Here is a 13,465-nt window from a genome sequence, read left to right as displayed (position 1 = left end):
GGGGAAATCTTGAGTTTTTTGCAGGATAATTTAACCAGGTTGAAGGATTTGCTCGGAAACCGTTTTTTTCAAATTTTGCTGTTTGTCATTCTGGGTGCATACACCTATTTAATGATGTATCCAAACGTCAAACCCGAAAAAGTGAATATAGAGCTGCTAAAGCCTGCCGAACAAACGATCAGGGCTACGAAAACAGTTGAGGATACATACAAGACTGAGCAAGCGAAGGAAGAAGTTCTTACTCAAGTACCTGACGTGAATACGTTAAAAAAAGAATACGCGGAAAATAAAGTCGACCTGGTGGCTTCCATTTATGATTCCGCGATTGAAGTGAAAATTGAGACCGAAAAGGACCATGGAACATCTGATGAGGAAGCTGGCGGGGATAGTAAAGCAGTCACAAAGACTCCTGCCGAGCAGGCAGCCATGCTTAGGGAAAAGCTGACGGATGAAGTGAATAAAGATATCCCCGAATCAGTATTTCTTGCGCTAGTAAAAGCAGATGAATCCGATCTTAAGATTTCCAAAGATTTGACGATTACGGCCGTGAACAATGTGATGAACGAAAGAATTGAATCCGGTCAGGTTGAAAATGCCAAAAAACGGGCAGAAGAAGAATTGATATATGCGAGCCTGGATAATGAATTGAAAAATGCTTCCATTGTCATTGCCCGCAATTCTATCATACAGAATGTGTTCTTTGATAAGGATAAAACGGAGGAACAGCGTAGAAAGGCGGTAGAGTCAGTAGATCCGGTGAAAATTCTTCAAGGGCAAATCATCGTGGAGGAAGGACAGCTGATTGACCGGGAGATCTTCCGCCAGCTAGAGCTTGCAGGATTCATGGATAACGATAAAACAGTCTTTCCCTATCTTGGTCTATTCCTGTTCCTCACCCTTATTTTCGGGGCAATCTACTACTATTTTTATTTAGGCGATCATCCTGAAGAAAGGAAAATAACCCAGATGCTGGTATTCAGCATTGTCCTTGTTCTATCCATTTCGATGATGAAAATTTTCAGCATTATCTCGTCACTGGGATACAATGAACTGGGCTTTTATTTTCCGGCGGCCATGGCAGCTATGTTAATCAAGAATTTGTTAAACGAACGGTTCTCAGCGGCCATTATGGCTATCCTCGGCGGGTTTGGGACAATCGTCTTCAACGGGGATAACCCGGGAAACCTTGATCCCTCCATCGGATTATATATTATGTTCAGCGGGCTTGCCGCAATTATCATTCTTTCAAAGAAAAACTTCAAGACGAAAATCCTCCAGGCAGGCCTATTGCTTTCTATGATAAACATTGCCCTTTTATTTGCCATTCTATTTATCATGGATGGGAATTATTCCAAAATGGAATATTTGTATTACCTGACCGGCGCGCTAGTTTCCGGTATATCGTCTTCAGTTTTGACAATCGGGCTGCTTCCATTTTTTGAGGCCGGGTTCGGCATTCTTTCATCGATAAAGCTTTTGGAGCTTTCAAACCCGAACCATCCGCTGCTCCGTAAAATCCTGACCGAGGCTCCGGGGACTTATCATCACAGCGTCATGGTTGCGAATCTTGCTGATTCAGCATGCGAGGCCATCGGGGCGAATGGGCTGCTGGCCCGGGTAGGCTGCTATTATCATGACATAGGCAAGACGAGACGTCCTCAATTATTCATTGAAAATCAGATGAATATTGAAAATCCGCATGATAGGCTTCCGCCAGCCACGAGCAGGGATATCATTATAGCCCATGCATCTGATGGAGCCGAGATGCTAGTAAAATACAAGTTACCCCAGGAGATAGCCGATATCGCACAGCAGCATCACGGAACCACGCTGCTGAAATTTTTCTATCATAAAGCTTTGAAGCTGGGAGAAGATGTTAAAGAAGAAGAATACCGCTATCCGGGCCCAAAAGCGAAGACGAAGGAAGTTGCCGTGGTCGGCATAGCAGACAGCGTCGAGGCGGCAGTAAGGTCTATGGTGCAGCCGACTCCGGAGAAAATTGAAGATCTGGTAGAGAAAATCATTAACGAGAGAATAAATGATCACCAATTTGATGAATGCGATATAACGTTGAAAGAATTGCGGATTGTAAAGCAATCCCTATGTGAAACACTCAACGGCATTTTCCATTCGCGAATTGAGTATCCTGAACTCCCTAAACTGGAACAGAAGGTGGAACCATGATATTGATTATTGATTTTATTGACGAAACGGAAAAGATAAGTATGGAAGCAAGGAGCCTTGTTGAGGGCGTGCTGCAATTTGCGGCAGAGTTTGAACAGGTTGAGCAGGGCAGCGAGCTTTCTGTCACATTTGTCGACAACAACAGAATCAGGGATATCAATAAAGAATACCGCGGCAAAGATGCGCCCACCGATGTGATATCTTTTGCTATGGAAGAAATGGGGGAAGATGAAGTCGAAATCGTTGGAGCGGATATACCACGGATGCTCGGTGACATTATCATCAGTTTGGATAAGGCAAGAGAACAGGCAGGGGAATATGGCCATTCTTTTGAAAGGGAATTAGGCTTTCTCGCCCTTCATGGATTATTGCACTTATTGGGATATGACCACATGAATGAAGCGGATGAGAAAGTTATGTTTGGCAAACAGAAGGAAATTTTAGATGAGTATGGGCTTACGAGAGAAGCGTAAACGGGGGCATTCGCTGTTAAGGAGCTTTGCATTTGCATTGCAGGGAATCGCAGGGGTAGTTAAAACAGAAAGGAATATCAAAATCCACCTGGCTTCCGGTATTGCTGTCATTTTGATAGGATGGTACTTCTCGGTTTCCCGTCTGGAATGGTTGTTTCTGCTGACAGCCATTTTTGGTACCATCGCACTTGAGCTCGTAAATTCGGCCATTGAAAGAACCGTCGATCTCATTACCGGGGAAATTCACCCGCTCGCCAAGCAGGCAAAGGATATTGCAGCCGGGGCAGTGTTTGTTTACGCAATATTTTCCACGATTATTGGGTTGATTATTTTTGTGCCGAAAATTTTTTAGACGAAGATAATGAGCTGTTTTAAACCTAAGATTGGTATTCAAGACAAGTGAGGATGCGTTACAATTAGATTGCATCCCCTTTTTTCGAAAGGATGATGATTGTCAATGGAACTCGAGAAATTAATTGAAGAAGCGAAAAAAGCCAGGGAAAAAGCCTATGTGCCCTACTCGAAATTTGGAGTAGGGGCGGCATTGCTCACAACAGACGGCCGGGTATACCATGGTTGCAATATTGAAAATGCGGCTTATAGCATGACGAATTGCGCTGAACGTACCGCGCTTTTTAAAGCCGTTTCCGAAGGCGATAAAAAATTTAAGCTGCTTGCCGTGGTGGCGGATACAAATAGGCCAGTCCCGCCATGCGGTGCATGCCGGCAGGTCATATCTGAATTATGCGATAGCGGCATGAAAATTGTTTTAACGAACTTAAACGGGGATATTAAAGAATTAACAGTAGAGGAATTGCTTCCAGGAGCTTTTTCACCGGAGGATTTACATGAATAAATTATTTGATGATACAGGGTCGAAGGAACATAAATCGGGATTTATTTCAATAATCGGCAGGCCCAATGTCGGGAAAAGCACATTTTTAAACAGGGTGATCGGCCAAAAGATCGCAATCATGAGCGATAAACCGCAAACTACACGAAATAAAGTGCAGGGCGTTCTCACCCTGAGTGACGCTCAAATGATTTTTATCGATACACCGGGAATCCATAAACCAAAGCATAAACTTGGCGATTTCATGATGAAGGTAGCCACGAATACACTAAAAGAAGTGGATTTGATTTTATTCATGATCAATGCTGTCGAGGGCCTTGGCCGCGGTGACGAATTCATTATCGAGAAACTAAAGTCAGTCAAGACACCGGTTTTTCTCGTTGTCAATAAAATCGACCAGGTGCATCCCGACCAGCTGCTGCCACTGATTGAAAAGTACCAGCATTTATATCCGTTTTCTTCTGTTGTACCAATATCAGCATTGGAAGGAAACAATGTTGAAACCTTGCTTGGGCAAATTAAACAACATCTGCCGGAAGGCCCGCAGTTTTATCCTGCGGACCAGGTCACCGACCATCCGGAACGTTTCATAATATCTGAATTGATACGGGAAAAAGTGCTGCATCTCACACGCGAGGAAATCCCGCATTCCATTGCTGTCGTGATCGATTCCATAAAGAAAATGGAAAACAGCGAGACGATTAATGTAATGGCAACCATCATTGTCGAGAGGGATTCACAAAAGGGGATTGTAATCGGGAAACAGGGTAAAATGCTGAAGGAAGTAGGACAGCGCGCAAGGGTGGATATCGAAAACCTTCTTGGTTCGAAGGTTTTTCTTGAGCTTTGGGTGAAGGTGCAAAAGGATTGGCGCAATAAGATGTCCCAATTACGGGATTTTGGTTTCAATGAGGATGAATATTAATTTTTGTATTTACGAAAGAGGGTTAATTCCAGAATTAATATTCTCCAGCTATGGCTTACAGGGAGTACTAGTACCGATGAAGACATGAGGACGTGGGAGACGTTTTATCGATGTTCCTTACGCGCGGGGCGCTAGGCAAATTCGAATTTTATTCCTAACATTTTTTGCTTCTCATGATTTGGAGAGAGAACGGTCAAGATAATCCTAAGGTTGGAATTTAAATATGCTAGTCACATGAAAGGTGGGCTTTTTTATGTTGGATTTTACATGGAAAGTGTTCAGCCAGACAGGCAATGTCGACACCTACCTTCTTTTTAAAGAATTAGAGGTGGAGCGACAGGAACGACCCGACAGTACAAGTGAAGAACTAGCAGATATTGATTTTCCCATCACTTAGTTGCTCTTGCCCCCTGAAGGATTGGGAGGTGGCATCGCTTGCTGGAAAAATGTGAAGGCATTGTCATACGGCGAACAGACTATGGAGAAAGCAATAAAATTATTACGCTATATACCCGTGAATGGGGAAAAACTGGTGCGATGGCCAGGGGCGCCAATAAACCAAACAGCCGTCTCTCGGCCGTCACACAGCTTTTTTATTACGGCTATTTTCTTGTCCAGGCATCAAGCGGGCTAGGCAGCCTGCAGCAGGGTGAAACGGTGAACTCGATGAGGTCCATCCGGGAGGACATTTTTGCCACTGCGTACGCATCCTATATCGTAGAACTCCTTGATAAAAGCGTGGAGGATAAAAAGCCGAACCCGTTTCTGTTTGAATTGCTATACCAAACATTGAATTACATAAATGAAGGTTACGATGCAGAGGTTCTGAAATATATTTTTGAAATGAAGATGCTCCAGGTAAATGGTTTGGCACCGATGCTTAACCAATGTGCGGTTTGTGGTGAAACGGAAGGGGAGTTTTCTTTTTCGTTGCGTGAAGGCGGTTTTATTTGCCACAGATGTGTTCATAAGGATCCCTATCATTTTAAGATTTCCCCTTCAGCGGTTAAGCTTTTGCGGCTTTTTTATTATTTTGATTTAGCAAGGCTTGGAAATATATCGGTAAAGCCGGAAACGAAAAAAGAGCTTCAGCGTGTGATTGACGCTTATTATGATGAATATTCCGGTTTGCAATTGAAATCAAAAAAGTTCTTAAAGCAGCTGGACAAGATGAAAGATATGCTTTAACGTTTGGCTTGGGTTTCTTGATTCTGAGTTTATCGCGCTATGCATTTCTTGACTTTTACTCACTGGTTGGTTAAAATCTATTTCATAATATTTGTTGCAATGATGGAGAGGAGTACCTGGTATCCTCCATACAAGCGAACCCGGGATGGTGTGAGCCGGGATATGGAAAATCAGGGAAGGCGTTCCGGAGCGAAGTGGACTGCTGCAAAAGCAGATAAAGAGGCCGGTCTTTCGGCAAATAGGGTGGAACCGCGGGTAACCTCTCGTCCCTATGCATTTTAGGCATAGTGGCGGGGGGTTTTTGCGTTTTCTTCTCCCGGCACGCTGCCGATTAGAGTTACCAAACTTTTTGGAGGTGCTGTATGAATATTCAAAACATGATACTAACTTTGCAAAAGCATTGGTCCGATCATGGCTGTATCCTCATGAACGCCTATGATACGGAAAAAGGGGCCGGGACGATGAGCCCCTATACGTTCCTTCGGGCTATCGGGCCTGAACCATGGAATGTTGCTTATGTCGAGCCCTCAAGACGGCCGGCAGACGGAAGGTATGGCGAGAACCCGAACCGCTTGTACCAGCATCATCAGTTCCAGGTGATCATGAAGCCTTCTCCCGACAACATTCAGGAAATATATCTCGACTCCCTTCGTGCTCTTGGAATCGAGCCGCTTGAGCATGATATTCGCTTTGTCGAAGATAACTGGGAAAACCCTTCGCTTGGATGTGCAGGGCTCGGATGGGAAGTATGGCTCGACGGTATGGAAATCACGCAATTTACTTACTTTCAGCAGGTCGGCGGACTTGACTGCAAGCCCGTGTCTGTAGAAATCACATATGGCATTGAAAGGTTAGCTTCCTATATTCAAGAAAAAGAAAATGTTTTCGACCTGGAATGGACGGAAGGATTCACTGTACGGGATATATTCCTTCAGCCTGAATACGAGCACTCAAAATATACATTTGAAACTTCCGATTTGGATATGCTGTTCCAGCTTTTCAACATGTATGAAAAAGAAGCTCACCGCCAGATGGAAGAAGGCCTTGTCCATCCGGCATATGATTATGTGTTGAAATGCTCCCATACTTTTAACCTTTTGGACGCCAAAGGTGCAATATCCGTTACCGAGCGAACCGGATATATTGCCCGGTGCCGGAATCTTGCCAGAAAAGTAGCGAAGACGTTCTATGAAGAAAGAGAAAAGATGGGATTCCCAATACTTAAGCAGAAAGGGGAGGCAATTAATGAGCAAGCGTGATTTATTACTGGAAATCGGGCTTGAGGAAATGCCCGCGCGTTATGTAACATCATCGATGGTGCAGCTGGCTGAGAAGATTGAAAAGTGGCTGACTGATAAATCAATCGATTTTGGAGCAGTACAATTGTTTTCCACTCCCCGGCGGCTTGCTGTCAGGATAAAAGATACGGCTGAAGCCCAGAACGATATCAATGAAGAAGCCAAAGGGCCGGCACGGAAGATTGCCCAGGATGAAAACGGCAATTGGTCTAAAGCGGCTCTTGGATTTACGAGGGGACAGGGAGTATCGGTCGATGATATCTATTTTAAAGAAGTCGGCGGCATTGAATATGTTTATGTGGATAAATTCATTAAAGGACAGCCAACGATAAGCTTACTTCCCGAATTAAAAGATATCATAACCGGTATGTCCTTCCCGAAGAATATGCGCTGGGCCAATCAGGATTTACGCTATATCCGCCCAATTAAATGGATCATCGCGCTATTTGGGGATGACGTGATTCCTTTTGGCATTACACATGTTTCTTCGGGGAATGAAACGAGGGGGCACCGCTTCCTTGGAAGAGACGCCGTCATTAAAACGCCTGAACAATATGAATCGGTGTTGCTGGAGCAATTTGTCGTTGCAGACCCTGAGAAAAGAAGGAATATGATCCTTTCAGGCATCGAAAAACTTGAAAAAGATCAAGACTGGGCCATTCCTGTAGATGAAGACCTGCTCGAAGAAGTCAATAATCTTGTCGAGTACCCTACCGTGTTATTCGGACGCTTTGAGGAGGAATTTCTCCAATTGCCCCAGGAAGTATTAATTACTTCCATGAAGGAACATCAGCGCTATTTCCCTGTAAAAGACAGGGACGGAAATCTACTTCCTTTTTTCGTAACGGTGAGAAATGGGGATGACCGCTATCTCGAAAAAGTCTCAAAAGGGAATGAAAAGGTATTGAGGGCAAGATTGTCCGATGCTTCATTCTTCTATAAAGAGGATCAAAAACGTGATATCGGCACAACGCTTAAAAAGCTTGACAACATTGTATACCATGAAGAAATCGGCACACTTGCTGAAAAAACAATAAGGGTACAAAAGCTAACGGGCGAACTGTCATCGGCGCTCAGGTTAAATGAAAATGAAGCAAAAATCACCGCCCGTGCAGCTAAAATTGCTAAATTTGATCTAGTCACTCACATGGTATACGAGTTCCCTGAACTTCAAGGGTATATGGGCGAAAAATATGCATTGCTAATGGGTGAACCCAAAGAAGTAGCCGCTGCAATCAATGAACACTATATGCCAAGGCATGCTGATGACAGCATCCCGCCATCGGATCCAGGTGCGATTCTAAGCGTTGCTGAAAAGATGGATACAATTGTTGCCTTCTTTGCAATCGGGGTTATTCCGACCGGTTCCCAGGATCCGTATGCGTTGAGAAGGCAGGCGAGCGGCATTGTCCAGATTCTTGCCGAGAAGAAGTGGGATATTACTTTAGAAGAAATCATCGCTGCTTCCCTTGAAGAAATAGAAGCCAGAGGAATCCTTAAGAGAGACCGAACGGAAACATTAGCGGATCTGGTTCAGTTTTTCAAGGCCCGAGTGAAACATTTACTGAACGAAATGGGCATCAGGTATGACCTGATCGATTCTATATTAGAAAATCAGATTGGCAATGTTGCTTCCCTGGCAGAAAGGGCTGCTGTGTTAGATGCAAAAAAACAAATGGCCGGGTTTAAAGAGAGCCTTGAGGCATTAAGCAGAGTTATGAATATTGCCGTTAAGTGCGAAAATAAGGCGGATGTATCCCCATCCTTGTTCGAAAATGAATCCGAAGCTGCTCTGTATGATAAGTACCAGTCGGTTTTAACAGATTACCGGACAGCTTCAAATGAAACCGACAAGTTTGAGCTATTGGTTTCAATGAAAACGGAGATTGAAAACTACTTTGAACACACCATGGTAATGGCTGAAGATCAAAAACTGCGCAGTAACCGGCTTTCTTTGATGAAGGAAATCAGCGAGTTGATAAACGGATTTGCTGCAATGAATAAAATCCTTGTTTCCTGATACAATGCAGCCCGGTAAAGAGGGAAATCTCTTTGGCGGGCCGCTTTCTCGTTTCATAAATGCACCCTTTATCAAAATCCATAAGGAAGTTCACAAAAAGCCCTAAAAAACATATTCCTTCAACGGGTAAATAGTATATAATATTGAAATATAGTATAGCATATTAACTTTTCTCTGCGGCTGCGCAGTAGGGTGGTGTTTAAAATCGAATTAAATAAACGTCAGGAACAGATTTTACAAATTGTGAAAGACAATGGGCCGATAACCGGCGAGAATATTGCGGATCAACTGAATTTGACCAGGGCCACATTAAGGCCGGATTTGGCGATATTGACGATGGCCGGCTTTCTGGATGCAAGGCCCCGGGTCGGGTACTTCTATACGGGGAAATCCGGGTCCCAGCTGTTAACAGATAATTTAAAGAAACTGCATGTGAAAGATTATCAGTCGATTCCTGTGGTAATCGGAGAAGGCATTTCTGTATATGATGCGATAGTCACGATGTTTCTTGAAGATATTGGAACTTTGTTTGTCGTTGATAAAAAATCTTTGCTTGTGGGCGTTTTGTCCCGTAAGGATTTGCTTCGAGCAAGCATCGGAAAGCAGGAGCTCTCTGCCATTCCGGTCAATATCATCATGACGAGGATGCCGAATATTACAATGTGCATGAAGGAAGATTTATTGATCGATGTGGCGAATAAGCTGATTGAGAAGCAAATCGATGCATTGCCTGTAGTAAGGGAGACAGAACAAGGGTTTGAAGTCGTCGGGAGAATTACCAAGACCAATATTACAAAAGCTTTCTTGGCGCTTGCCAATGAGAGCTTATAGGTTAGTCATGCATGGGGGATGGATGTAAATGAATAGTACAATTATCTATGTTGTATCCGATTCAGTGGGAGAGACTGCTGAGTTAGTCACAAAAGCCGCTGCAAGCCAATTTGCCGGCCCGCTTTTCTCGATCAAGCGCATACCATATGTGGAAGATGAACAGAACGTGGATGAAGTAATCTCTCTTGCAAAATTGAACAATGCGATTATCGCTTACACTTTAGTGAAACCTAATATCAGGCATTATATGAAGGAGCAGGCGGGAGACCAAGGTATCCTGGCCTATGACATTATCGGGCCTTTAATCGATATTCTCCAGCAAAGGGGAGACGCCTTACCGTTGAATGAACCCGGCATGGTCAGGAAACTGGACGACGAATACTTTAAACGTGTAGAAGCAATAGAATTTGCCGTAAAGTATGATGACGGACGGGACCCGCGCGGCATCCTCAGGGCTGATATCGTGCTTGTGGGCGTATCGAGGACATCGAAAACCCCTCTTTCGCAATACCTTGCACATAAGCGCTTTAAAGTGGCCAATGTACCGCTGGTTCCGGAAGTGGAGCCGCCGGAAGAATTATTCCTTGTGCCGCCCGAGAAGTGTTTCGGCTTGAAGATCAGTCCGGAAAAACTCAACCATATCCGCAAGGAACGGTTAAAATCACTGGGTCTGAATGACCATGCGATATATGCAAACATGGAAAGAATCAAGGAAGAGCTGCGCTATTTTGAAAAAACCGTTTCGAAATTAAATTGTCCCATTATCGATGTTACGAACAAGGCCGTGGAAGAGACCGCGAACACAATCATCCATATCATTCAAAACCGCAATATTTAAGGAACCGGCATATTTGTGGACAGGTTGCGGGGCAAAGCTTATAGTAAATATACGTGTAAAAATTATTCTAATGAATGTGTTTTATACATATGTTTACCTTTGAGGGGTTTTGCCCTGTATGACCCGACACTTTTTGTGCCGGCTCTTTTGTTTTGCAGATTATAAAGTATTAAACTTTCTTATGTTATAAGGACTGAAAAAAGACTAAGTGCTTAACGTCCTTATGGCTTCTCCTATGTGGCCCGCATTTTGTATGTCGTATGTCCGGGCTGCACCATTGTCTTCGCTTTTACAAAAAAATCTCTTGTTACAGGTTTTAATTATGGCACAGTTGCCTAAAATGTACTATAATAAAAAATTGTGAGAAAAATGAATTATGAAGGTTTAGACCGGTACAATACGGAATAAACTATTACGGATGGAAAGTCAAGTTATTGGATAAAATGAATTTCGACAAATCCGTTTTTTATCTCCACAAACATTGAAGGAGAAAAAAAGGAATATGCAGAAAGATGTAGAATTACATCAGAGTGGCCATGAACAAACCATTTACGTCGATGCGGATGCGTGTCCTGTTAAGGCTGAAATCCTCCAATGTGCAAAATTGCACGAAGTCCCGGTTTGTTTTGTTGCATCATATAAAAACATGATGAATGAACCGGAGGGGAAGTGGGTATACGTTGATGCCGAAAAGGAAGCGGCGGACATTTATATAGCTAATGCTGTTAAAAAGGGTGACATCGTTGTAACGGCAGATACCGGTTTAGCTGCTACACTGCTGTATAAAAGCGTTTATGCACTTTCGCCCAGGGGAAAGGTATACAGGGATAACAACATCGCAGCCCTGCTGGACATGCGTTACCAATCTGCCAAATTGCGGAGACAGGGAAAGCATACAAAAGGGCCCAAAGCCTTCACGAAACAAGATCGATCAAATTTTATCACAACACTATCAAAAATTTTGTCGAACTTTGCAGGAGAAACAGAATAAATATCGAATTAAAAATTATCACCGAAATACGAAGGTGTAAAAGATGTCTAATGCCCGAATTGAAGATGAAAAAATAAATCAGATTCGAGAAGCCGTGGATATCGTCGACTTGATCGGCGAATATGTTCAGCTGAAAAAACAAGGGCGAAATTATTTCGGCCTTTGTCCTTTTCATGGTGAGAATAGTCCTTCCTTCTCAGTATCTCCCGATAAGCAAATTTTCCATTGTTTTGGCTGCGGTGCAGGCGGAAATATTTTTACGTTTTTAATGGATATCGAAGGTTACAGCTTTGTCGAAGCTGCAGGGGCGCTTGCGGAGAAAGCGAATATCCCGCTTGAAATCAACATTCAAAAGGGCGCGCCGAAATCAAATATTCCGGAAGCTTCAAGGCAGATGATGGAGGCCCATGACCTTCTAAAGAAATTTTACCACCATTTACTGGTAAATACAAAAGAGGGACAGGAGGCGCTCGAATATTTGCTTGGCAGGGGGTTTACGAGCGAAACCATCGAGAAATTCCAAATCGGCTATGCTCTTGATTCCTGGGATTTTGTTTATAAATTTTTAACAAAAAGAGGGTATACTGACGATATTCTTGAAAAAGCAGGCTTGATCATTTTCAGGGATCGGGATGAAAAATATTTTGACCGCTTCAGGAACAGGGTCATGTTTCCTATCATGGACCACCAGGGAAATACGATTGCGTTTTCAGGAAGAGCGCTGGGGGACGATGAACCCAAATACCTGAACAGTCCTGAAACACCAATCTTCAATAAAAGCCAAGTGCTTTATAATTTCAACAATGCCAGGCCACATATCCGGAAAAAAGAACAGGTTGTACTTTTCGAAGGCTTTGCGGATTGTATTTCTGCAGTGCGCGCTGGCGTGGAAAACGCCGTGGCGACAATGGGGACAGCGCTGACAGACTTGCATTTGAAATTGATAAAAAGAAACACCGATCATGTTCTCATATGTTATGATTCCGATTCGGCCGGGCTGGCTGCCGCAAACAGGGCAGCAAATATGCTCGCGGAAGCAGGTTTTCAGGTGAAGGCATCTGTTATGCCTGATGGCCTTGATCCCGATGACTACATCAAGAAATATGGTGAAAAGAGTTTCATTTCCGATGTAATAGGGTCCAGCTTAACCTATATGGCTTTTAAAATGCAGTATTTGCGAAAGGGAAAAAACCTGAATAATGAAGGAGAACGCATTCATTATATTGAAGAGGTATTAAGCGAAATTTCCCATTTGCCGAACGCGGTCGAAAGAGATCATTACCTTAGGCAGCTATCATCCGAATTCTCTTTGTCGCTTGATGCTTTGGAACAACAGCAAAGGAAGATATTTTTCGCCGAAAAGAAGAAAGGGAATTTCACGCAGCCCCTTGGCAGGAGTATCACCTTGCAATATGAAAACAAGCTTAAACCGGCCTATCACAATGCCGAGATAAAGTTGATCTCACATATGCTTAAGAGCAAAGAAACTGCATTCAAAATTCAGCAAATGATGGATGGCTACCTGTTTAACCTTGATGAACACCAGGCAATCATAACCTATTTATATGCATTTTATGAGGAAGGCCACGAGCCGGATCCGAGCTTTTTCATGTCTTACCTGCCGGATCAAAACCTCAGAAGGATTGTATCTGAAATAGAAATGATGTCAGTGAATGATGAAGTTTCGGATAAAGAGCTGACAGATTATATAAAACAAGTGTTGAAATATGAAAAAATGTTAAAGATAAAAGAAAAAGAGGCAGAAAGAAAAGAAGCGGAACGGCGCAGTGACCATTTAGGGGCGGCCCGGATCGCGATGGAAATCATTCAATTACGAAAGTTATTATAGCGGGTCATTTTTAGT

Annotated in this window: 14 protein-coding genes; all 14 read left to right on the top strand. The window is 43.3% G+C overall.

Features of this window, described 5'->3' with window-relative positions; genetic code table 11:
• The first annotated feature begins 9 nt into the window (after positions 1–9).
• The 14 genes from D0466_RS07720 (at position 10) to dnaG (ending at position 13,450) form a co-directional block, all read left to right on the top strand.
• Positions 10–2,184, top strand: coding sequence for an HD family phosphohydrolase (locus D0466_RS07720; RefSeq protein WP_117321922.1), 2,175 nt, complete (start codon positions 10–12; stop codon positions 2,182–2,184).
• Entirely contained in the window at positions 2,181–2,657 is a 477-nt protein-coding gene (gene ybeY / locus D0466_RS07715; RefSeq protein WP_117321921.1) for an rRNA maturation RNase YbeY, read from the top strand. The genes D0466_RS07720 and ybeY overlap by 4 nt, the downstream gene beginning before the upstream one ends.
• Entirely contained in the window at positions 2,629–3,009 is a 381-nt protein-coding gene (locus D0466_RS07710; RefSeq protein WP_117321920.1) for a diacylglycerol kinase family protein, read from the top strand. Before ybeY ends, D0466_RS07710 begins: the two co-directional genes overlap by 29 nt.
• Before the next feature lie 105 nt (positions 3,010–3,114).
• Positions 3,115–3,513: a cytidine deaminase gene (locus D0466_RS07705; RefSeq protein WP_117321919.1), complete on the top strand. Its 399-nt coding sequence runs from the start codon at positions 3,115–3,117 to the stop codon at positions 3,511–3,513.
• Entirely contained in the window at positions 3,506–4,435 is a 930-nt protein-coding gene (gene era / locus D0466_RS07700) for a GTPase Era (protein WP_117321918.1), read from the top strand. Before D0466_RS07705 ends, era begins: the two co-directional genes overlap by 8 nt.
• 253 nt (positions 4,436–4,688) lie before the next feature.
• Positions 4,689–4,832: a YqzL family protein gene (locus D0466_RS07695; RefSeq protein WP_117321917.1), complete on the top strand. Its 144-nt coding sequence runs from the start codon at positions 4,689–4,691 to the stop codon at positions 4,830–4,832.
• 38 nt (positions 4,833–4,870) lie between these two features.
• Entirely contained in the window at positions 4,871–5,623 is a 753-nt protein-coding gene (gene recO, locus D0466_RS07690) for a DNA repair protein RecO (RefSeq protein ID WP_117321916.1), read from the top strand.
• A 99-nt stretch (positions 5,624–5,722) separates the two neighbouring features.
• Positions 5,723–5,905, top strand: a complete 183-nt coding sequence (locus tag D0466_RS21875) for a hypothetical protein (protein ID WP_142919907.1) — start codon at positions 5,723–5,725, stop codon at positions 5,903–5,905.
• Positions 5,906–5,985: 80 nt separating this feature from the next.
• Positions 5,986–6,882, top strand: a complete 897-nt coding sequence (gene glyQ / locus D0466_RS07685; RefSeq protein WP_117321915.1) for a glycine--tRNA ligase subunit alpha — start codon at positions 5,986–5,988, stop codon at positions 6,880–6,882.
• Positions 6,869–8,941: a glycine--tRNA ligase subunit beta gene (glyS, locus tag D0466_RS07680; protein WP_117321914.1), complete on the top strand. Its 2,073-nt coding sequence runs from the start codon at positions 6,869–6,871 to the stop codon at positions 8,939–8,941. The genes glyQ and glyS overlap by 14 nt, the downstream gene beginning before the upstream one ends.
• Before the next feature lie 192 nt (positions 8,942–9,133).
• Positions 9,134–9,772 (top strand): helix-turn-helix transcriptional regulator, encoded by a 639-nt coding sequence (locus tag D0466_RS07675; protein WP_117321913.1) that lies wholly within the window; start codon positions 9,134–9,136, stop codon positions 9,770–9,772.
• Positions 9,773–9,800: 28 nt separating this feature from the next.
• Positions 9,801–10,610, top strand: coding sequence for a pyruvate, water dikinase regulatory protein (locus D0466_RS07670; RefSeq protein WP_117321912.1), 810 nt, complete (start codon positions 9,801–9,803; stop codon positions 10,608–10,610).
• A 502-nt stretch (positions 10,611–11,112) separates the two neighbouring features.
• Positions 11,113–11,601, top strand: a complete 489-nt coding sequence (locus D0466_RS07665) for a YaiI/YqxD family protein (RefSeq protein WP_117321911.1) — start codon at positions 11,113–11,115, stop codon at positions 11,599–11,601.
• A 43-nt stretch (positions 11,602–11,644) separates the two neighbouring features.
• Entirely contained in the window at positions 11,645–13,450 is a 1,806-nt protein-coding gene (dnaG, locus tag D0466_RS07660) for a DNA primase (protein WP_117321910.1), read from the top strand.
• Positions 13,451–13,465: the final 15 nt, after the last annotated feature.

Source organism: Peribacillus glennii (assembly GCF_003429105.1).
In the GTDB taxonomy this organism is placed as follows: domain Bacteria; phylum Bacillota; class Bacilli; order Bacillales; family DSM-1321; genus Peribacillus; species Peribacillus glennii.
Note: the sequence above shows the minus strand (reverse complement) of the source record. Positions and strands in the feature narration are given on the sequence as shown.